The 20348-nt window shown below is 38.4% G+C and carries 18 protein-coding genes, 1 pseudogene and 1 riboswitch; of the genes and pseudogenes, 11 read left to right on the top strand and 8 right to left on the bottom strand.

What is annotated here, in order from left to right; genetic code table 11:
- Positions 1 to 5 precede the first annotated feature (5 nt).
- The 3 genes from ACQ5H4_RS19510 to pdxR all read right to left on the bottom strand — a co-directional run bounded on the left by ACQ5H4_RS19510 (position 6) and on the right by pdxR (position 4034).
- Entirely contained in the window at positions 6 to 1376 is a 1371-nt protein-coding gene (locus ACQ5H4_RS19510) for an aldehyde dehydrogenase (RefSeq protein WP_430776653.1), read from the bottom strand.
- A gap of 15 nt (positions 1377 to 1391) precedes the next feature.
- Positions 1392 to 2591: an iron-containing alcohol dehydrogenase gene (locus ACQ5H4_RS19505; RefSeq protein ID WP_430776652.1), complete on the bottom strand. Its 1200-nt coding sequence runs from the start codon at positions 2589 to 2591 to the stop codon at positions 1392 to 1394.
- Between the two features lie 63 nt (positions 2592 to 2654).
- Entirely contained in the window at positions 2655 to 4034 is a 1380-nt protein-coding gene (gene pdxR, locus ACQ5H4_RS19500; RefSeq protein WP_430776651.1) for a MocR-like pyridoxine biosynthesis transcription factor PdxR, read from the bottom strand.
- A gap of 105 nt (positions 4035 to 4139) precedes the next feature.
- Between pdxR and ACQ5H4_RS19495 the strand changes: the two genes are divergently transcribed.
- Both ACQ5H4_RS19495 and ACQ5H4_RS19490 read left to right on the top strand, forming a co-directional pair.
- Positions 4140 to 4580, top strand: coding sequence for a GNAT family N-acetyltransferase (locus ACQ5H4_RS19495; protein ID WP_430776650.1), 441 nt, complete (start codon positions 4140 to 4142; stop codon positions 4578 to 4580).
- A 169-nt stretch (positions 4581 to 4749) separates the two neighbouring features.
- Entirely contained in the window at positions 4750 to 5046 is a 297-nt protein-coding gene (locus ACQ5H4_RS19490; RefSeq protein ID WP_430776649.1) for a DUF3817 domain-containing protein, read from the top strand.
- 60 nt (positions 5047 to 5106) lie between these two features.
- Here ACQ5H4_RS19490 and ACQ5H4_RS19485 read toward each other — a convergent pair whose 3' ends face one another.
- Positions 5107 to 5349, bottom strand: coding sequence for a hypothetical protein (locus ACQ5H4_RS19485; RefSeq protein WP_430776648.1), 243 nt, complete (start codon positions 5347 to 5349; stop codon positions 5107 to 5109).
- A gap of 165 nt (positions 5350 to 5514) precedes the next feature.
- Between ACQ5H4_RS19485 and ACQ5H4_RS19480 the strand changes: the two genes are divergently transcribed.
- Positions 5515 to 6036, top strand: a complete 522-nt coding sequence (locus tag ACQ5H4_RS19480) for an acyl-CoA thioesterase (protein ID WP_430776647.1) — start codon at positions 5515 to 5517, stop codon at positions 6034 to 6036.
- Between the two features lie 64 nt (positions 6037 to 6100).
- On the opposite strand, the gene ACQ5H4_RS19475 is transcribed toward ACQ5H4_RS19480, so the two are convergent.
- Positions 6101 to 8671, bottom strand: coding sequence for a rhamnogalacturonan lyase (locus ACQ5H4_RS19475; protein ID WP_430776646.1), 2571 nt, complete (start codon positions 8669 to 8671; stop codon positions 6101 to 6103).
- 615 nt (positions 8672 to 9286) lie between these two features.
- Here ACQ5H4_RS19475 and ACQ5H4_RS19470 point away from each other — a divergent pair.
- From ACQ5H4_RS19470 to ACQ5H4_RS19460, 3 genes and pseudogenes are all read left to right on the top strand, one after another.
- Positions 9287 to 9934, top strand: a complete 648-nt coding sequence (locus tag ACQ5H4_RS19470) for a pentapeptide repeat-containing protein (RefSeq protein ID WP_430776645.1) — start codon at positions 9287 to 9289, stop codon at positions 9932 to 9934.
- An 811-nt stretch (positions 9935 to 10745) separates the two neighbouring features.
- Positions 10746 to 11510, top strand: a pseudogene (locus tag ACQ5H4_RS19465) (cache domain-containing protein); the annotation flags it as partial.
- Complete coding sequence (locus ACQ5H4_RS19460) at positions 11505 to 12452, top strand: methyl-accepting chemotaxis protein (protein ID WP_430776682.1); 948 nt, start codon at positions 11505 to 11507, stop codon at positions 12450 to 12452. The pseudogene ACQ5H4_RS19465 and the gene ACQ5H4_RS19460, both read left to right, overlap by 6 nt.
- 71 nt (positions 12453 to 12523) lie before the next feature.
- On the opposite strand, the gene ACQ5H4_RS19455 is transcribed toward ACQ5H4_RS19460, so the two are convergent.
- Positions 12524 to 12724 (bottom strand): aspartyl-phosphate phosphatase Spo0E family protein, encoded by a 201-nt coding sequence (locus ACQ5H4_RS19455; RefSeq protein WP_160546738.1) that lies wholly within the window; start codon positions 12722 to 12724, stop codon positions 12524 to 12526.
- A gap of 251 nt (positions 12725 to 12975) precedes the next feature.
- On the opposite strand from ACQ5H4_RS19455, the gene ACQ5H4_RS19450 reads away from it, so the two are divergent.
- Together ACQ5H4_RS19450 and ACQ5H4_RS19445 are read left to right on the top strand one after the other, a co-directional pair.
- On the top strand, positions 12976 to 13767 hold the full coding sequence (locus ACQ5H4_RS19450; RefSeq protein WP_430776644.1) for a VOC family protein: 792 nt from the start codon (positions 12976 to 12978) through the stop codon (positions 13765 to 13767).
- Between the two features lie 131 nt (positions 13768 to 13898).
- Positions 13899 to 14276 (top strand): VOC family protein, encoded by a 378-nt coding sequence (locus tag ACQ5H4_RS19445; RefSeq protein WP_430776643.1) that lies wholly within the window; start codon positions 13899 to 13901, stop codon positions 14274 to 14276.
- A 91-nt stretch (positions 14277 to 14367) separates the two neighbouring features.
- Here the strand turns inward: ACQ5H4_RS19445 and yeiL are convergent, their stop codons facing one another.
- Positions 14368 to 15024, bottom strand: coding sequence for a transcriptional regulator YeiL (gene yeiL, locus ACQ5H4_RS19440; protein WP_430776642.1), 657 nt, complete (start codon positions 15022 to 15024; stop codon positions 14368 to 14370).
- 83 nt (positions 15025 to 15107) lie between these two features.
- Here yeiL and ACQ5H4_RS19435 point away from each other — a divergent pair, with 83 nt between their 5' ends.
- Both ACQ5H4_RS19435 and ACQ5H4_RS19430 read left to right on the top strand, forming a co-directional pair.
- Positions 15108 to 16259 (top strand): 3-phenylpropionate MFS transporter, encoded by a 1152-nt coding sequence (locus ACQ5H4_RS19435; RefSeq protein WP_430776641.1) that lies wholly within the window; start codon positions 15108 to 15110, stop codon positions 16257 to 16259.
- A 147-nt stretch (positions 16260 to 16406) separates the two neighbouring features.
- On the top strand, positions 16407 to 16556 hold the full coding sequence (locus ACQ5H4_RS19430; RefSeq protein WP_430776640.1) for a hypothetical protein: 150 nt from the start codon (positions 16407 to 16409) through the stop codon (positions 16554 to 16556).
- 85 nt (positions 16557 to 16641) lie between these two features.
- Here ACQ5H4_RS19430 and ACQ5H4_RS19425 read toward each other — a convergent pair whose 3' ends face one another.
- The gene (locus ACQ5H4_RS19425) at positions 16642 to 17805 is read right to left on the bottom strand and encodes a DUF5667 domain-containing protein (protein WP_430776639.1); all 1164 of its coding nucleotides are present in this window, start codon (positions 17803 to 17805) and stop codon (positions 16642 to 16644) included.
- 103 nt (positions 17806 to 17908) lie between these two features.
- Positions 17909 to 17994: riboswitch (cyclic di-GMP riboswitch) on the bottom strand.
- Positions 17995 to 18195: 201 nt separating this feature from the next.
- Between ACQ5H4_RS19425 and ACQ5H4_RS19420 the strand changes: the two genes are divergently transcribed.
- Entirely contained in the window at positions 18196 to 20310 is a 2115-nt protein-coding gene (locus ACQ5H4_RS19420) for a transglycosylase domain-containing protein (protein ID WP_430776681.1), read from the top strand.
- The last annotated feature ends 38 nt before the right edge of the window (positions 20311 to 20348 follow it).

The raw sequence follows: 20348 nt of genomic DNA, 5'->3' as shown, positions 1-20348 counted from the left end.
TCCTATTATTTCAGAAACCACTTTAATTTTTTCAAACCATCCTTTACATGCGGATAGCGGAAGGGTAGATCAAATTTCGTTGTTTGTTTTAGAACACTTTTCCGATGAGAAAACGTGTCAAAGCTTCCTTTTCCATGGTATGCACCGATTCCGCTTGAGCCCACTCCACCAAAAGGAAGATAAGGTGAGGCGAGATGGTAGACGGTATCATTAATACAGCCACCTCCGAAAGAAATATGATGTAATACCTCTTGTTGTACGCTCTCATTCTCAGAGAAAAGATAAAGTGCTAAAGGGTTCGGGTGTTTATGTATCCCTTCAATAACCTCTGTAAGCTCACGATACGGAAGGAAAGGTAGAATCGGACCAAATATTTCATCCTGCATAATGGGATCATCCCATGTGATTTCTGTCAAAACAGTCGGTTCAATCGTTAAAGTTTCCTCATTGGAACCACCGCCCATAAACGTATTTCCATTATCCAAAAAGGTATGCAATCGATCAAAATGTCGTTGGCTCACGATACGCGTGTAATCAGGATTTTCAAGTACTTTTTCCCCATAGAGCTCATGAGTTGCCAATTGAAATTCCTGTAAAAATTCATCTCTAATGCTCTCATGAATATACAAGTAATCGGGGGCAACACAGGTTTGACCAGCATTAATAAATTTCCCCCAAGCGATTCGTTTGGCAGCGATTTTGATATTTGCATCATGATGGACGATACAAGGGCTTTTTCCACCTAACTCGAGTGTAACAGGAGTTAAATTTTTGGCTGCTGCTTCCATAATGACTTTTCCAACAGGAACACTTCCGGTAAAGAAAATGTAGTCAACATCCTCTGCAAGTAGTGCTTGACTTGCTTCGACACCGCCTTCCACTACGGCAATATATTCTTCGGGAAAAAGTTCAGTAATAATTCTTTTTAACAATGCAGAGGTTTTGGGTGTTAACTCCGAAGGTTTTAAAATCGCACAGTTCCCTGCAGCGATGGCTCCCATAAGTGGAGCAATCGCCAGTTGAAACGGATAATTCCATGGTGAAATAATGAGAGCGACACCGTAAGGATCTGAGTAAATATAGCTGGTCGAACCAATATGGCTAACAGGAGTTTTTACTCTTTCTGGCTTGAGCCAGTCAGTTATATGTTTAAGAGTAAAACGAATTTCCTCAAGGACGACCCCAATTTCGGTTGCATAAGCTTCAAATTCGGATTTATTTAAATCCTCTTTTAAGGTTTGAAAAAGGGACTGTTCATTTTTACGAATGGCCTCTCGAAGTGCTTCTAATGCCTGAATTCGATAGTTCAATTCCTTTGTTGCTCCAGAACGAAAAAACGCTTTTTGTTTTAAGATGAGTGAGTGGTAGTTCTCCATATATGCAACTCCTACTTATTCCTTAATCATTTCATATAATCTGAACAAATCGTGTTTGTCTAATATTTTTGGAACCGGATATAGCGGGTTTGCTTCACGAAACGCTCGATCCACCATGATCGGAAGGTCCCGATTTTGTAGACAATCGAATGTATTGGGGATATTCATGTCCCAGTTTAGTTTTTTAATAGCATCAATAAATTTTTGGGCTTTAAGAGAGTCCGTTTCGTTTGCTTTGGTAATGCCGATCAAATCAGCTAATTCTGCTAACGGTTGATGCACGCTCTCTCCATAATACTCTAGCACATAAGGGAGTATGATGGCATTCGCTAGCCCATGAGGGACTGAGTAGAATCCACCTAATGTATGAGCGATGGCGTGAACATAGCCAACATACGCACGAGTGAACGCAACGCCAGCCAAATACGACGCTTTTTGCATGTTTTTTCGAGCCTCGATATTTGATCCATTCGAATATGCCTCATATAGATTTTCAAAAATTAATTGAACCGCTTCTTTGCTGCATTGAACCGTTTCCTCTGTATTGCTTCTGCCAATGTATGCTTCCACCGCATGAGTGAGTGCATCCATACCCGTCGTCGAGGTGATATGTGGGGGAAGCTTCGTGGTAAGCAACGGATCGAGAACGGCCAAATCCGGAATCAATACATGGTCATTAATCGCATATTTTTCGTGTGTTTCACTGTTGGAAATAACCGCAGCTACCGTTGCTTCGCTCCCAGTTCCGGAAGTCGTTGGTACCGCAATGAGTGGAGGAGTCGGTTTTCTTACTTTCAGTTGTCCTTTCATTTCAGGTATCGTTTTACCTGGTCGTGCCACTCGAGCGGACACTCCTTTTGCACAGTCAATTGGAGAGCCACCGCCAAAGCCGATAATTCCATGACATTGATGGTCTTTATATAATTGTAAAGCTTCTTCAATATTTTCTATCGTTGGATTGGGTATGGTTTCGTCATAAATAACATAGTCAATTTCTTTTCCTTCTAACCCAGGCAGTAAACGATCGAGCAATCCCATGGATGTTATCCCTTTATCAGTTACAATTAGAACGCTTCCAATTCCTTTTAGCTTCAGGAGTGGTGGAAGCTTAATCAGACTGTTTTCTCCTTCTAAAAGTTCAGGCTTTCTCCAATTAAAAAAGGGAGCAGCAGTTTTATAGGCGAACTGATACATTCGACAATAGAGGTTGTACATCGCAATTTCCTCATTTCTAAAAAGGTCTACTAATATTTAATGAGGAAATATTTGGAGAAATGCCTAAAACCTCCAAGCTTGTTTCAGCAACTTTACTCCTAAATGGATTTGTTCGATTGATAAATTACTAAAACCAAGCTTTAGTATGGTTCTTTGTTCGTTTGTTACATAGTAATTGGAGGTAGGATACACTTTCACTCCGTGAGAAAGAGCTTGTTTAATCAATTGTTCCTCCTCTGTTGGTACTCGAAATCTAATTAGTACATATAATCCTGATTGAGAACCAATGATTTCGATCTTCTCTCCGAATGTATTCTGTAGGCAGGTGACAAGTGTGTGCATCTTCCGTTTGTATGTGGTTCGCATTTTTCGTATATGTGAATCCCAAAACCCTTGTTCCATGAAGCGTGCCATCGTTCGCTGATGAATGCTCGAGGTACCTTGCTCGAGACCGGAGAACTGTTTTACATATGGTTTGATTAGAATTGAGGGCAATACCATGTAGCTTAAACGGATTGAAGGGATAAATGCTTTTGAAAAAGTACCAAGGTAAATTACACGAGCACCTGGCTGTAAGGATAATAAGGCTGGAATCGGCTGTTGTTTGTATCGAAATTCACTATCATAATCATCTTCAATAATAAAACCATTCTTTGTGTCTGCCCATTTCAGTAATAGCTGACGTTCTGGAACAGGCATGGTGACACCGGTTGGAAACTGGTGCGACGGAGTGATGTATGCAAGCTTGGAGTCTGTCATTTCAAGCTGTTTTAGTGAAAACCCTTTTGCACCAACCTCTATGGGATGAAGGTGATACCCATGAAGTTGAAAGACTACCCGAGCTCCGTCATACCCAGGATCTTCAACGGCAATGCTAGAAAAATCTTTTTTTAGAAAAAGGGATAAGTGCATTAGTAGTTGTTGCGTGCTGCTGCCGATGATGATTTGTTCTGGTGTGGTTTGAATTCCCCTTGATTGAAGTAAATAGCTAGAAATTTGATTTCTAAGGAGGGGATCACCCTGATTTTCTCCGTAAGTATAAATCATGTCTTCCTTTAACACATCATTACTACATCTTCGCCAAGCTTTTAAGGGGAAAGCATGTTGATCTACGGTTCCAGCACGAAAATTCACTTTTATTGATGTCTCGATAGAGCGAAGGTTATTCTCTATTGAAATGGAGTCCTGTAAATCAATGGGCTCAAACGCTTCGACAAAGTATCCTTTTTTCTCTTCACTTCGTATATAACCCTCAGCTATTAATTGCTCATACGCAATAAGAGTGGTGTTTCTGCTCACATGTAAAATCATAGCTAACTGACGAATGGACGGAAGCTTTGTATCTTTGGTGATCACTCCATCTTCAATAAGGGAGCGAATTTTTTCATAAATTTGTTTATATTTAGGACTCTTATCGTTTAGTTGTAAGACTAACTCTTTCATCAATAACTCCCATCTGACATACGCAATTGATAAAAACTGTTCCTTTTATTATGTCAGATTGATTGTAAGATAGAAATAGATTTATTGAAAGAAGGGAAGAGGAATATGGATATTATTAAGGCAGATATAACTTCACTAGAGCAAATAACCATACTATTCAATGCCTACCGAATGTTTTACGATCAAACTAGCAATCTTGAAGGAGCAAGACAATTTCTTCAAGAAAGAATAGTCAATCAAGAGTCGATCATTTTTCTAGCGATGGAGGGGGAAACGGCAGTGGGATTCACGCAGCTTTATCCAACCTTTTCGTCTGTTGGTATGAAAAAAGGATACATCCTAAACGATTTGTTTGTGGATGTATCCTATAGAAAAAAAGGCATCGGAAGAGCATTAATTCAGGAAGTTTTTCAGTTTTGTGAAGAGAGAAATGCCCATTTTGTTCAATTAGAGACGGCTCCAGATAATGTTCAGGCTAAGACCTTATATGAAGAGATGGGAATGCAGTTATCAAATGAGTATGATGGTTATGTGAAAAGGTTCTAGAAATAGGGAGAAAAGTGAACCATAGCTTGGATTCAGAGCTTTGGTTTCTTTTATTACTTTTTAACAGTGATAATTGTACAAACATGTTATTATATATCTATTAATGGTAAAAATGGCTATCATAGTCATTTGAGAAGGGAATATGGATTAGAAGCTAGGAGGGAAAAGAATGCTTAACTCGCCAATCGCAAAATTTCGGCTAATGGGTCTACTAGAGGGTGTATCTCTGCTCGTTTTAATATTTATTGCTATGCCCCTTAAATACTTCGCAGGGTTTCCGGAAGTAGTCACATTAGTGGGTTCGATTCACGGTATGTTATTTGTCATGTATGTGTTTATGATTGCGTATGTCACTTTTAAAATTAGGTGGTCTTTTGTATGGATCACATCGGCATTTGCTGTTGCGTTTATTCCTTTCGGTAATCTAGTCCTTGATGCAAAACTTCGTAAGTCACGGTACAGTTAATTTGTATGTGGTAATTATAAACCTTTCTAAAAGAGTAGCTTCCAAACATTGGTAGCTTTTTTACGATTGCGATAACTTAATCATTATTTTTTCTACAGTTTCTTTTTCAGTTGATGATCTTATAATCGTTGCAATGTCAGAAAGTACTTTATTATATTGATCGGCCTCTTTCGCTAAAGATACGAGATGTTTAAGATCGCTGTAGGATAATTCATTTACTAAAGCTTCCCATTTGTACCCATCCTCGTAATCTCGTAAAATTCCTTCCACATTGCCTATCACCGAATTCTTCATACTTCGCATTGGAACTCCTCCTTGATATTTCATTTTATTTAATTATAAAAGAGAAACATGAAGTTCGTTTTAACGTTTTGTAAATATCATGAAATTGTTTTCAAATAAAAACAGAAGATAGTTCGTGCCAAAAATTAGAGTATAATAATCAAAAAGAAGAAGCGAGGAAGAGCGATGACAGATAGAATAACAAAAACATGTTCACAGTCCAGAGTAATTAAGACAAGCAGGGTATTTCCCCTTGATACCAATAACCATGGGACATTATTTGGTGGGAAATTGATGAGCATGATCGACGATGTCGCATCCATTTCTGCCTCAAGACATGCACGATGTGAGATCGTGACGGCTTCAACCGATTCGGTCGATTTCCTTTTTCCCATCCAAAAGGATCATTCAGTCTGCTTGGAATCATATGTTACATGGGTCGGTAAATCCTCCATGGAAGTGTTCGTTAAAGTGATCTCAGAAAACCTCATGACAGGGGAAAGGCAATTAGCTGCTACCTCATTTCTAACGTTCGTGGCCCTTTCTAAAGAAGGAAAAGCACTGACAGTACCTTATGTAAAACCAGTAAGTGAAGAAGAAATCATGATGAATGAAAGTGCACCGATGAGGGCGGAAAATCGAAAGAAACGAAGAGAACATAGCAAAACCTTAGGGGAAAAAATTAATGTGAACGTACCTTGGGGTTGATAATTATTTTGACTATGTATAAAAGACTCTCAACCAGAAAAGTTGAGAGTCTTTTTAAGATTTATTAATTGTTTTCTAACATGGAGATAACGATTTGAGCTTTATTCGACAAGTTCAGTTTTCCAGCAGAAGACAGATATTTTTCATTATTCTTCTTGTCGATCGCTTTTACGAATTTTTCCAAGAAGTCGATGGCTTTTCTCTCTGAGCCTTTTTCTAAATGGTGCTTTGCTTGTTTCAAAGAGTTTTCTAGTTGGTTGCTAAGTGGACCAGTTAACTCCTTGTTCGCTTGAAGCTCAGCTAGCTCCGACTCTAACGCTGTTAGGGCTCCAGGCATGATAAATGTTGGAGCAGGAACCTTGGACCAGTCTGTATCACTTCCGAAGTAGAAGCTTGTATAAGAAGGCTGATTATATGTCGTACTTTGTCTAGCAACCTCTGCTCGATATTGAGCATCATGCATGAGTGTGTATAATTTATGGTTGGTTACCTCTGTACTCATGTACATTCTGATAGCAGTACTATCGGCAGTGCGGACGAGCAATTCTTCTCTCCAGTCACCAAAAATATCAGCTACTAAGCTAGGATTTCCTTTTGTTCCATTATTCGTTCTTGTTCCTTCCGCCGTGAGAATAGTGCCTTTTTTCCAATCCTGAATCGTCGGTGTAACGTTAAGGGCGCCATCGACAATTTGTGTGGTCATATCGGCAGACCACTTGATGTTCATATTTGTACCAGGAGCACTAGAACCTAGCTTTTGACCGGCTGCTGTCCATAAGCCCACCCCTGTATTCGCCCAAGTTTCTAATCCAGGCTGAGTAGGGTCAATATCTCCGACCATTCCTCGGCCCGTATCACGGCCCGTATAACCACCGTATATCAATTCACCGGTTTTGGCATCTCGTAGTGTGTAGCCGTAAGGTGCCCAAGTTCCACCTTCGTGGACCATATAAATCTCCATTCCCGGACGGTTCGGATCGATATCTGTCACATGCATGGCATCTCCATGTCCAAGTCTTGCAGTCTGTCCAGGAATGGCACTTCCTTCAGGCATTACGTCCATAGAACTATATAATAAGGATCCATCATCATCAATCGTGGCACTTCCATAGACGATTTCTTGCTTGCCGTCACCATCCACATCTGCTGCACTTAAGGAATGTGCTCCTTGTGTGGTAAGAGTACCATATTCTGGGTCGGTACCATCTACCCCGTGAGGACTATCGTTAAATGGGTTTGACATAGGAGTCCATCCACTGTCCACGGCCCAGTTTTCTTTTAAATTCTTTCCATCCCAGCTATATGTAACTAGATTGGATCTTGTATAATATCCCCGAGCAAACATGGCATAAGGTTTTTCTCCATCTAGATAAGCGACACCAGAAAGGAATCGATCTACACGGTTGCCAGGTTCAATTCTAGCCATCGCATAATCTCCCCACATGAGACCATCATCATGTCGATCTGGATTGTAATCAATGGTGTCCATTTCTTCACCTGTTTCCCCGTTGAATACAGTTAAATATTCGGGCCCTTTGACGATGAATCCTTCGAAAGCTCTTAAATTATTCCGAGCGCTTCTACTAGGTGCATAAACATCCATGAAATAATCAGTTAAACTTTGGGCATCCTCTTTAGATAATGGATAGCTATATTGTTTTTCTACTCCGAACGCTTCTTCAAGTGTACTTGGCCAATTGCCATTTACGACTTCTTCATGTTCATGCCAATTCATAAACATGCTCACTACATGATTATAATAGTCATCACTGCTCATTCGGTAGTCATCTTGATTGCTGTAACCTGCATCGATGTCTTTTTGAGGCAAGGTAATGTATTTTTCTGATGTTACCCGACCATTTTTATCGTATTTGATGATCTTTGTACCTGGAGCGGTTTTGAACATCATCTCTGATTTTCCATCACCGTCAAAGTCATATACTAAAAATTGAGTGTAATGAGCACCTGAGCGTATGTTCACGCCTAAATCAATTCGGTAGAGAAGGGTGCCATCCATTCGATAACTATCAATATACGTGTTTCCGGTATATCCAACCTGTGAAACATCCTTCGAGTTGGAAGGGTCCCATTTGACAAAAAACTCATATTGGCCGTCGCCATCGACATCTCCAACACTCATATCATTAGCTGAATACGTATAGCTCTCACCAACAGGTGTGACACCGTCTGCTGGTTTGTTAAGCTTCAAATCGACGTAGGATTGTGTCCAAGGGGAAACAGAGGAACTTTGATCTAGCTCTTTACCATTCAACACAGACCGAACGTAATACTTAGAATTACTGCTGCCGTTGGGATCTAAAAAGTTTGTGCTATCCTCGACACTGGCTATGAATTTCCCATCGCGATACACATGAAAGTTGACACCCGTTAACCCTGTTTCTGAATAGCCGGTCACTTCATTGCCTAACAGTCTCCAACTTACAAAAACTCCTTCTGAAGTGGTCGCTGCTACAAGCCCTCGATCAAGATACTCTAATTGAACTCCTTGAACATTGTAGGGAAGCTTGTTTTGTTGTGTTTTATCTGCAGCTACTACCGATGAAACACCTGATAAAAGAAGTGGTACGGCTAATGCACTGGTTAGAACTCTTCTACGTAGGGATGTTTTTTTCAAGATAAAATAACCTCCTAGATTTTTTAGTAGTTTTACACTAAGTTGAATGCGCTTACAATTTTGTCGTTGCACCTCCATGAATTAGGTTAGTAGAAACACGTAACCTATTATATTTGAAATATTCTGAACTAAAAATGCAATATTCAGACGTTTTCATATAAAAATCAGTGTTGTTGGTGTTTATGGTGGAATTGGACTGAGTAGAGGGGAAAGGAGCTCGAGAAGTCCGAATGAGGGGTGGATTCGGACAAAGAGGGAGTGAAAAGCAAGGGTGGAGTCCGAATGAGGGGTGGATTTGGACAGAGGGGGAGTGAAAAGCAAGGGGAAGAGTCCGAATGAGGGGGGATTTGGACAGAGGGGAGGGAAAGGCAAGTGTTAGAGTCTCAATGAGTACTAGATTTGGACAGACTAGCTTAGTTAATAAAAACAGATGATTTTTAACCTAATGTCGATTCAACCGTGTTGTTTACTACGAATAAATGTGTACGTCATTGGAATAAGGGGCTGTAAAACCCAGTTGCACACAACTCTATTGAAAAATAAAGACTTAAATATGATTTCATTTTCTTGTATGGTTGAGTAATGAAAAGTATTTGAGAGGTATTGAGGTGTAGTATGACAAAAACATTTAAAATGGATCGTCCAAAGGTTGCAACAGATTTGCCCCAAGCTAATTTTCGAGATGTTTTTTATGAAGAAGAAGCGGAGTTAGTTAACTGTTCGGTGATAAATACTCAAGTTGAGAATGAAGTAATTGAAAGGCTGATTCTCTCAAAAGTTATTTTTAGAAACGTTACGTTTTTAAGCAGTTCCTTTGTCAATATAGATGTTACAGATGTGGTTTTTGAGAATTGTAATTTATCAAATGTGCGTTTTTGTGGAGGAAATCTACATCGAGTGGAGTTTAAAGATTGCAAACTTTTGGGGTTAGATTTGTCTGATGCGATCTTAGGGAATGTTCTTTTTGAAAACTGTGATTTGAACTTGAGTAATTTTGCTGATACTCGTTTAAAACAAGTGAATTATGAGCAGTCCACATTGAGAAGTGCAAATTTTTTCAACTCTAAGTTTACTAAAGTAGGTCTGAACCGGTGTGATCTAAATGATGCGGACTTTACCAATACAATCCTTAAAGGGGTTGATATTAGCACTTGTACATTCGAACAAATCAATGTGTCAACAGAAAGTTTGGTGGGCTGCGAGGTTTCTCCCAATCAAGCAATTGGGTTCTCAAGATTATTAGGCTTGAAGATTAGAGAGTAAATTAACCATTCGTGATGGTAGAAAGTGTCTATTTTATTTAACAAATTTCGAAAAAACCTGTATCAAGCCGTATTTGATACAGGTTTTTTATGGGGAAAATATTTGATAGAGTAATACTATTACAGTGAGACTGACGAAAACCTGATAACACAAGGAGTGGGCTATATGAGATGCGGATCAAAATGTTTTCTGGTCACAATTGGAATAAATGGAGAAAAGCAAATGAAGCACGTAACTGCGAGATCACCGGTGGATGCAAGAAAAACCATCCGCTTGGAATACGGAGCAGCAACACAGATCTTATCGGTCATCAAAGAGGACAAGAAACGGCGATCCTAACATAAGCCCATTGAAGTGACATACATTAGGAGGTTTGCATGAAAAGTTGGTCCAACCGCACAATTTTGTGGTTTTTCTTATAGCTTGAGGGGAATCACTACTTTCCTGCTGTTTTGTTTTTTAGAGTACCAATTTACTATTGAACTTATTAGCGATTTAGGTGGCGATCTAGGAAAAGAGACCTCAAGGATCTATCGGTATCCCTGGTTAAATCAATATACAAACACCATCATTATTAACGTTTATATACTAGGATTAATGATCTCAGGAATTACTATTTTTATATCTTTTATTAGAAAAAAATAGTTAGGTGGCCTTAAGGAGCGTTAATAAAAAATTAACCTCTTTTTTTTTGCGAAAACTATTTGTGTCTAAATTTCGAACAAAGTTATAAACATTGATAATTTTAGGCTGATAGTAGTGATAGTAGAAGTTCCTTTTTTTATATGTAATAGGACAGGAGAGAGCAACAATGGGGAAAAACATCATAAGAATAAATCTTAAACTAGGAACAAAGATCAATTTAATTGTTATATCAATTATCACTGTTCTATCCTTAGTGATTGGATTTGTAGTAAACGAAGAGATTACAAGAGGAATTAAAGAGTTTGCTACTGAGAAAGCAAAAGGAGATTTAGGACTCGCGTATAGATATGTTGATAGTACGTATCCTGGAGAATGGGAAGTCAAAGAGAATAGCCTCTATAAGGGATCAACTCTTATCAACGATAATTATGACATAGTAGATACCATTGGAGAAGATACGGGAGACACCGTTACGATTTTCCTCGGAGATACACGTGTGACAACCAATGTAAAGATTGATGGAGAGCGTGCGATTGGTACACAGGCTTCAGCTGAGGTAGTCGATACGGTTCTTACAAAAGGTGAGTCTTTTTACGGGGAAGCAAATGTAGCGGGGAATATGTATCAAACAGCATATATGCCAATAGAAGATGCATCTGGAGAAGTGATCGGAATCATGTATGTCGGTGCTTCAGAAGAAATTATTCATAATATTTTATCTTCTTTTCTAACGAAATTTATTATAGTTTTAGTGATTATGATCGGAATAGCCTCTGGAGCTGTGTATTGGTTTACATGGAAAATGAAAAGAAGACTTTCGAATCTTACTAAGGCACTTGATATGGCCGGAAATGGTGATTTCACTGCAAAGGTAGAAGATCATTCAAACGATGAGTTAGGTGTTTTATCAGATAGCTATAACAAAATGTCAGGAAGTCTTAAAGACATGATGAATGAGGTGATTTCCACTTCTGAACTTCTTGCTTCTTCATCAGAAGAATTAACAGCAAGCTCGGAACAAACAAGTAAAGCAACGGAGACAATCACAGAATCTATTCAACAAGTAGCAGATGGTGCAGAACACTCCACATCAAGTGTACAAGAGAGTGCAATAGCATTAGAAGAAGTCACGAAGGGGATACAGTCTATTGCTGATAATGCGTCGATCGTTTCAGAAGTAAGTGTACATGCCACTGAAAAGGCTAAAGAGGGTGGATTGTTTGTTGATAAGACCGTTAATCAGATCAATGAAATCAATCATTCTGTTGTGGCAAGTGGAGAGGTAATAAAAACACTTGAACATCGTTCACAGGAAATTGAGAAAATCACGAATGTAATCACTGCAATTGCCAATCAAACAAATTTATTGGCGTTAAACGCGGCCATTGAAGCGGCAAGAGCAGGGGAACATGGAAAAGGATTTGCTGTTGTTGCGGATGAAGTTCGAAAGCTTGCTGAACAATCACAGCAATCTTCTTCACAAATCTCAGCATTAATTAAAACCATTCAAGAAGACATGACTCAATCTTCGCAGTCCATTGAACAAGTTTCGGTCGACGTAAAAGAGGGATTGATGATTGTTAACCAAACAAAAGAGACTTTTAAGGAAATTCTTGAGTTTATGGCGAATTTAACAGGACAAATCAATGATATGGCAGCAACCTCTGAAGAAATATCAGCAAGCACACAAGAGGTTTCTGCTACTGTATCTGGAATTATTCATATATCTGAGCAAACCTCGATGCATTCGCAGAATGTAGCAGCTTCAGCAGAAGAACAACTTGCATCTATGGAGGAAATTGCGACGTCTGCTTCGGCATTATCTAATCTAGCAGATGATTTAAAAGTTTTAATTGGTAAGTTCAAGGTTTAAATAAATCATTTATATAAAATGACTGGCCCAGTATGGTCAGTCATTTTTGGTTTAATGTTTCAATTATTCAGTTATTTATAGAGAAAAGTACGGCGGTTTTTTGAAAATAAACGTTGGTAGATGGTGAGATAACTGTCTAGTCTTTGACTGATACGAATGGTATTTTGGCTGCCAAACCCTTCTTGCATTCCAGTGTAAATCAATTCCCCACGAATAAGTTCAATTTTAATATATAAGTACACTTCATCATTTTCAAAAATAATCGGCGGCATATCAATGACTCCTATGGCTATAATTTCTCTAGGTCGTATTATGTTATTATTACATATTTTTAAAAGAAAAGGGAATATTTGATAGCAATTTTAATAAAATGTTTATTTTTTGTAAAGAAGTTTCCTATTTCCTAAATATTTGAAAAATAGTGAATAAATGATTGACACTCTACTAGGTAGAACCTTTATTCTAGATATGTAAACCAAACAAAGGGAGTGGTTAGATGTATCGGTGGGATGGAGGATTTATAATGGTTCAACCTGATCAATATGAGGAGGCCATTCAGTGGTATCAGGACGTATTTGGCTGGGAATGTGTGGATCAAATTACAAGTAAGGTTGGAAGAAAAGCATTTATGAAGCTGCCTAGAGCTGGAATGGTGACGATAAAATCGTTCGAAGGAGATTATGATCATTTGCAGTTTACAGAATCAGAAGGCAAAGTGAAACTCGGATTTGCCACGTACAATTTGGATCAAACCCTTTCTTATTTACAAGGTAGAAAGATAGAATCGAAGGACACTAATATGCTCCCGAATGGACAAAGATACTGTGATATCGTAGCCTTTGACAACACGAGGCTAACGTTAGTAGAGGAAAACAAAGGAGAGGACGAAAAGGAGTATCCTCCATCAGGAGTTCTTGGTTTTGGCACAGTTAACTCCATTATTCATGTGAAGGATCCCGAGGTTTCAGCCTCTTGGTATAGAGAACATCTTGGATTTGTGATAGAGGAAATAGATGAGGTGAAAGGCTTTGCCCACCTTAAGACAGAGGATGCCTATGATCGAAATGTATTGAACGAATGTTTTTGGGATCATATTTGGCTTTTGAAAAACGAAGACACCGTTCCAAAGCCGAATGATAATCGTGTAAGAACCTATTACGATATACGGCCTGAGTTTGTTTTTGAAGAATATCATAAGCTGATAAAAAATGGATTGGAACCTTCTGAAATGGCAGGTGACCCAATAAATGGTTGGGATGGTTTTCACTTTTATGATCCGGACCATAATCGAATCAATGTGTGGTCCTATAAATAAACAGGCAGACAAAATTTAAGTTTTTAATAGTGTAGTAGTTTTATTTACTAGGGTATTAATATTCTTTTGTGGAAGCGTTATACTTATAGAAGTAAGAGCATTAAAAATCCAATCTAAAAGGGGTAGAGTGAATGATTAACAAAGTTGGTCAAATCATGCTGTATGTTACTAACCAAGATGAGGCAAAAGCTTTTTGGACAGAAAAAGTAGGGTTTCAGGTCGTTTCTGAGGAAGATAACGGTCAAGGATTTAGATGGATTGAGGTGGCTCCAAAGAACGCTGAGACAAGTATTATTTTACATAACAAGGAATTTGTAGCGAAAATGTCACCTGAATTGAATTTGGGTACACCTTCCTTAATGTTTTTCACCGAAAATCTTGAAGATTTTTATAAAGATTTATCAAATAAAAACGTTACAGTTGGAGAATTGGTCAATATGCCTTTTGGAAAAGTCTTTAATTTTGCAGATGATGAAGGAAATTATTTTGCGGTTATGGAGAAGAAGTAAGCTTGGGAGATACAACGGATTTTCGTTTTAGTAAAGAGGGTCTTTGCTCATTTTAAGAGCAAAGATCCTCTTTTTATAAGGTGTGGTCGACCTATTTAGCTAATTGTTGCAGTCGTTGTCTATCTACAATCAAAAATCCTCGAGCATGTTTTTTTACCACCCCTTCTTCACATAGCTTTGCAAATACATGCAATAAGTGACGGTACGACACGCCTAAGTATTCACATACTTCGGTGTGTTTTTCTTTGTAAAAATCATGATCCGCTGAAACGAGTATAAAAGCAGCGAGCCGGTTAATTAAGGGATATACCTGATTTTCGGTATACTTCGCGGAAATGGTTGTTGCTTTTTTACTTAGAAAAATACATAAATGCCTTAAGAAGATGGCGTCCGTGAGCAGCTTCTCTTTGCAAGCCTGAATGGGAATGGCAAGACAAGTAACCTTCGTGACGGTTTGAATCGCTTTGGATATACGTTCTTCATTTAAAAGTTCAATTTCTCCCATAAAAGTAGGGGCTTGTAAAAAATTGATCAGTGATACTTTCCCATTCTCATGTGTCACATAGAGCTTTGCTTTGCCCTCAATAAGATAAAATAAGTACTCAGGATACGAGCCTTCTTTGAAGATAAATTCACCTCGTTCAAATTGACACACTTGTATATAAGGTGTGATGGGAAAGGAGAACAAGGATTCTATTGGGTATTGTGTAAGATAGTAATTACGTAAAGGTTCAACTAAAAATTGCATAAATTCCTCCGAGAAAATATGAGATATCTCATATTATTGTATGTATGTTCGTGTTATGATGCAAGAATCACGGAGGTATAAAAATGAATATACAACATTGGCTTTCACGAAATTTCTTTGTATTTTTTATTACATGGGGTGCATTCTTACCCTATTGGACAGGATGGCTCGTACAAGATAAAGGATTAAGCGTTTCTGAAGCAAGTCTAATTATGGGAGTAGGATTAGTGGCAAGAGGACTTTCAACGCTGTTCGCTTTTCCTTTTGCGTCAAGGTTTTTAAGTGCTCATAAGGTAATTCTGAGTTTGACGGTTATCTCACTCATTTCCACCGTTCTTTATATTCCATCTTCTTCGTTTACAACCTTATTCGTTGTAACGATCCTATTTAGTGCTGTTTATCCGACACTTTTGCCTGCTGTCGAAAGTGCCGCGGCAGTGTTAGTAAGTCAACATGGAATACATTATGGAAAAAGTCGTAAATACGGATCGATTGGATTTGTTGTCTCTGTTTTTATTATTAGTATGTTAACAGGGCAGTGGGGAGAGCAAGCCATATTGTGGAGTATGTTTGTCGGTCTTGGTTTCATGCTAATTATGTCTTTTTTACCAACACCGCCTATTTTATTAGAGGCACCATCCAAACAAAATCGAAAAGGGGCATTATCTGTCCAGAAATTATTAGAAGTTAAAAGCTTTCCGATCGTATTACTCATTGTTGTGTTATTACAAGGAGCACATGCTTCTTATTACAACTATGGATATATTTATTTACAAGACTTACAAGTGAATCAATATTATATCGGTTTGATTATTAACATAGCGGTCATTTTTGAAATCTTTTACTTTATGAAAGCAGATTCCTTGTTTCAAAAATGGAATACATCCTCCTTATTATTGCTAGCGGCAGCAGGTTCTACTTTAAGGTGGATCCTTTTGTTTTTGTTCCCCAATATCTGGGTATTTATTCTTTCTCAAGGTTTACATGCTTTATCCTTTGGAGTGGCACATTACGCGTTTATTACTTATATCACTAAGAATCTACCAAAGGAACAAATTCCAAATGCTCAAGGAATTTATTCTGCGATTGCTTTAAGCTTAAGCACCGCTGTATTAACACTGATAGGTGGATTCTTGTATGAGATTTCCCCGAATCTTGCCTTTTTAGGTATGATTATTTGTACCATTCCGGCAATTTTAGTTATTGTTGGTTCAAGAAGTCGGTTTAATTATTAAAAAAGTTTGTGGGGAGCATGGAACTATTAAAGTTCATGCTCTTTTTGCATAACTTATGACGCGAAAGTTTCTGATTTTTCGACTCTCATGTCATAAACTTTTTCTTATGACGCACTATATAAACATATTAAGATTTGGAGGCACATCATGACGAAAGAAAACAATGAGTACAAAAGCCTTTTATCTATTAGTGAAGAGAACGAGCAAAAATTAGAAATAAGTTCAACAGGTTATGGGCTTGTAAGTACTTCAGGTGAAACAGAACAAAATCATCAGAATAATCATGGACAGAAATAAGTGGGTTGGTAAAAGCAGTGAATTTTCACTGCTTTTTCATTTGACAAAAAATAAAGTAGCCACTGAATAATCAGTGGCTGACAGATTAATCTTTGTTCTTTTCGTTACTTTTGCTTTGTTGCTCGGCTTGACGTTTCGCTTCTTCTCTTTGCTTCTCGGCAGCTTTACGCTGTTCTTCCGCTAGACGATTGGCTTCTTCTCTTTTCTTCTCGGCAGCTTTACGCTGTTCTTCCGCTAGACGTTTGGCTTCTTCTTTTTGCTTTTCGGCAGCTTTACGCTGTTCTTCTGCTAAGCGATTTACTTCTTCTTTTTGCTTTTCCGCTGCTTTGCGTTGTTCTTCTTCTAAGGGTTTTGTTTCTTCTTTTTGTTGTTCTTCTGAAGGTTGCTGAACAGATTTTTCCTTTTTTGCAACAGAAGCTAACTGAACCTCAGTGCTATCCGAAATTGCTTCTGTCTTTACTTCATCGGTTTCTGTCTTTTCTTCGTCAGTTCCTTCTACATCTGGGTTTATTTGTTCCTCTTGTTCTATAGTGGACACGGTTTGTTTAGGAGCCTTCTTTTTTCCATTCGATAGTTCAGACGGATGGATGCCTAGTTCCTTTGCAACATCTCCAAATCCCTTGTTTTCCCCATTAAAAAGAGCACCAACTTCCTCAACGGTCTTATCTGTTGCATTAGCTAGGATAAATACCTGTACAATTTGGCCATATCCCAAACCGGAATCACGTAACTCTTTTACTTTTGTTTCATCAAGTGCATTTACAATCGAAGGGAGTTTGGCTAGAACTTGTTGTTTCTCCTCAACGTCTTCTAGTAAGCTTTCATCTAGTAGTTCGCCAACTTCTTCATTTAATTCAATTGAATCTTCAAGCTTTTCATCTAATTCTAAAACCTGTTCCTCATTCATCTCTTCATTTATTATCATTTCAGCAATTGTTTCTTCAGCATCTGTAAGTATTTTTAGATAGTCTTCAATAGCTTCTTGAACAAATACTTGTTTTTCTTCTTCGGACATGGCCTTTGCCTCTGCGATACGTTCTTCCGCAAATTGAAGGAGTAAATCTGTTTCTTCTGATCCATTAGATGCAAGGAATAGTTGAATGTCTTCTACTAATCGATCAATGGTATAGATAAATTGATCAGGCGTTGTTCCTGGATCGTAACTGTCGGCGGTTTCCTCGGCAAGTACAGAGTTACCAAACAAAAACATACTTGAGATAACGAGTGGAGCGGTCCATTTTCTTTTCATCCATTTTTCTCCCTGGAATAAATTTAGTAATCTTTATCCATAAGACTTTTATTGAAACAAAAAGGACTAGTCCCGAAGAATAGTCCTGTAGTCCTACATTCTCTTCGGTAACTGGCAGGCATAGTTCATTTGACCTTAGCCCCTGTAGTTTTGCGTCCTTATATTTCTATAAGTTTGCCCTTATCGGATATTTCCTACTTCTATCTTACTATCGGGAAGGATTTTAATATACAGGTAAAAATTCACTGTGAGGAGTATCCAGAAATGAAGTAGTATAAACCTTCAAGCTGTTTTTTATAAAATAACCCAGATATTTTATTTTTACTAAATCGGGTATAACATAATAGTTAACTTTTTAAGCAAAAGGTGGGAGAATTTTTCGTGGGAAGAATGGAAAGACGACAACAAAGGAAGACCTCAAAGTTTTCTTGGAGTGCCTTTACTTCAAAGAGCGCAAAAATCAAGATACTTTCGGCAATTATAGGTATGGCTCTCGTTTTCTTTATGATTTTTAACATCTTAATCTGGACAACAGACGTGAGCAAGTTAGAAGAACCTGCACCACAACCAACCATCATTTTTGATCAAAGGGGAGAGGTCGCAAGTAAAATTGCATCATCTAATATTGAAGGCGTTAGTATTGAGAAAATACCGGACACTGTTGTACATGCGGTGATTGCAACAGAGGACCAGAGGTTTTATAAGCATGATGGAATTAACTATTTTGCCATTGCGAAGGCTTTGATAAAAAACACCCTGAGTGGAGAAATCGTGGCTGGAGGTAGTACATTAACACAGCAGCTAGCTAAAAATGCTTTTTTAACACAAGAACGAACATATACTAGAAAGTTTAAAGAACTTATTATTACAAAAAGAATTGAACAAAAGTATTCAAAAGATGAAATTATGGAGAGATATTTAAACCAAATCTACTTTGGTGAAGGGGCATGGGGAATCCAACGTGCTGCCCAGACGTACTTTGGAAAGGATGTTAGTGAATTAACTCTTGGGGAATCAGCTATGATAGCGGGATTAATAAAAGCCCCGTCCATTTTGTCTCCATTTAAGGATATGGACCGATCGGTAGAACGAAGAGATCTTGTTTTATCACTTATGGAAGAAGAAGGCTATATTACGGAAGCGGAACGAAACGAGGCAAAAGAACAGACAATCGTTTTAGAAGGAAAAAAAATCGATGGTTATAAAGGGAAATACCCTTATTATGTTGACCATATCATTGCAGAAGCGATTGAACAATATGAACTAACTGAAAACGAGATTCTTTCAGGTGGTCTAAGAATTTATACAGAACTAAATCCAGTCATTCAAAATGCGGCTGAAGAAGTGTATGACGATAATAGCCTATTTCCTGAAAGTACGTCTGATCAGCTGCTTCAAAGTGGGGCAGCCTTTATCGCCCCCGCTACAGGAGGAATCACCGCCCTTGTCGGAGGTAGAGGGGAACATGTGTTTAGAGGCTTTAACCATGCGACTCAATTAGAGCGTCAGCCAGGATCTACAATGAAGCCATTAGCTGCGTATACACCTGCCCTTGAACAAGGATATGACATATTTGATAAACTGCAGGATCGCCCTATCGACATTAATGGATATCAACCATTGAATTATGATAAACGTTTCCGTGGAGAGGTAACGATGTATGATGCCTTGGTTAACTCCTATAATGTGCCTCCTGTATGGCTCCTTCAGAAAATGGGAGTGAAATATGGGGTCAATGCCGTGGAACGCTTTGGTATTTCGTTGGAGGAAGAAGACCAAACAGCTGGTATGACACTTGGCGGCTTACACAAAGGAGTATCACCTTTAGCAATGGCACAGGCTTATTCTACATTTGCCAACAAAGGGGTACGAATCACAGCCCACTCGATTACCCGAATTGAAGATGCAGAAGGAAAAGTGATTGCACAATGGAAAAATCATGCGATCAAGGTGACGGACCCAGAAGTTGCTGAGAAAATGACGTATATGTTAAAAGGAGTCGTTGATGAAGGGACAGGAGAAAATGCGAAGGTAAGTGGTTGGGATATTGCTGGAAAAACAGGAACGACCGAACTACCTTTTGCAAACGATGCTGGAACAAAGGATCACTGGTTTGTCGGGTATTCACCTGAAATGGTGGGAGCGGTATGGATGGGGTACGATCAAACTGACGAAAATCATTATCTAACCACATCAAGTAGTTCTACCGTAACGATTTTATTTAAAGAAATTTTTAGTAGGTCCTCCTCTGTGTTTACTGAAAAGGAATTTGACCTTTCTTCCATTGAAAAAGAGTATCGTGATGTGAGAAAAGAAGAAGAAGAGGACGAAGACGAAAAAGAGGAAGAAGAAGAGGAAGAAGAGGAAGAAAACGAAGACGAAGAGAAGGAGAAAGAAAAAGAGGAAAAAGAAAGAGAGAAGGAACAGAAGGAAAGAGAAAAGGAAAGAGAAAAGGAACAAAAAGAGAGAGAGAAAGAAAAGAATAAAGGTAAGAATGATGATTAGCGTTTATAAAGACAAAGGCATCTACTGCGACATTTTCA

It is taken from the genome of Bacillus coreaensis (assembly GCF_050586445.1).
In the GTDB taxonomy this organism is placed as follows: Bacteria; Bacillota; Bacilli; order Bacillales; family Cytobacillaceae; genus Robertmurraya_A; species Robertmurraya_A coreaensis.
The sequence above is the reverse complement of the archived record's forward strand: the minus strand, read 5'-3'. Positions and strand labels throughout refer to the sequence as shown.

Bases quoted from the DNA above. Each gene is read 5' to 3' on its own strand.
- ACQ5H4_RS19510 (WP_430776653.1), bottom strand. From the start codon at position 1,376: ATGGAGAACTACCACTCACTCATCTTAAAACAAAAAGCGTTTTTTCGT.
- ACQ5H4_RS19505 (WP_430776652.1), bottom strand. From the start codon at position 2,591: ATGTACAACCTCTATTGTCGAATGTATCAGTTCGCCTATAAAACTGCT.
- pdxR (WP_430776651.1), bottom strand. From the start codon at position 4,034: ATGAAAGAGTTAGTCTTACAACTAAACGATAAGAGTCCTAAATATAAA.
- ACQ5H4_RS19495 (WP_430776650.1), top strand. From the start codon at position 4,140: ATGGATATTATTAAGGCAGATATAACTTCACTAGAGCAAATAACCATA.
- ACQ5H4_RS19490 (WP_430776649.1), top strand. From the start codon at position 4,750: ATGCTTAACTCGCCAATCGCAAAATTTCGGCTAATGGGTCTACTAGAG.
- ACQ5H4_RS19485 (WP_430776648.1), bottom strand. From the start codon at position 5,349: ATGCGAAGTATGAAGAATTCGGTGATAGGCAATGTGGAAGGAATTTTA.
- ACQ5H4_RS19480 (WP_430776647.1), top strand. From the start codon at position 5,515: ATGACAGATAGAATAACAAAAACATGTTCACAGTCCAGAGTAATTAAG.
- ACQ5H4_RS19470 (WP_430776645.1), top strand. From the start codon at position 9,287: ATGACAAAAACATTTAAAATGGATCGTCCAAAGGTTGCAACAGATTTG.
- ACQ5H4_RS19460 (WP_430776682.1), top strand. From the start codon at position 11,505: ATGTCAGGAAGTCTTAAAGACATGATGAATGAGGTGATTTCCACTTCT.
- ACQ5H4_RS19455 (WP_160546738.1), bottom strand. From the start codon at position 12,724: ATGCCGCCGATTATTTTTGAAAATGATGAAGTGTACTTATATATTAAA.
- ACQ5H4_RS19450 (WP_430776644.1), top strand. From the start codon at position 12,976: ATGGTTCAACCTGATCAATATGAGGAGGCCATTCAGTGGTATCAGGAC.
- ACQ5H4_RS19445 (WP_430776643.1), top strand. From the start codon at position 13,899: ATGATTAACAAAGTTGGTCAAATCATGCTGTATGTTACTAACCAAGAT.
- yeiL (WP_430776642.1), bottom strand. From the start codon at position 15,024: ATGCAATTTTTAGTTGAACCTTTACGTAATTACTATCTTACACAATAC.
- ACQ5H4_RS19435 (WP_430776641.1), top strand. From the start codon at position 15,108: ATGAATATACAACATTGGCTTTCACGAAATTTCTTTGTATTTTTTATT.
- ACQ5H4_RS19430 (WP_430776640.1), top strand. From the start codon at position 16,407: ATGACGAAAGAAAACAATGAGTACAAAAGCCTTTTATCTATTAGTGAA.
- ACQ5H4_RS19425 (WP_430776639.1), bottom strand. From the start codon at position 17,805: ATGAAAAGAAAATGGACCGCTCCACTCGTTATCTCAAGTATGTTTTTG.
- ACQ5H4_RS19420 (WP_430776681.1), top strand. From the start codon at position 18,196: ATGGAAAGACGACAACAAAGGAAGACCTCAAAGTTTTCTTGGAGTGCC.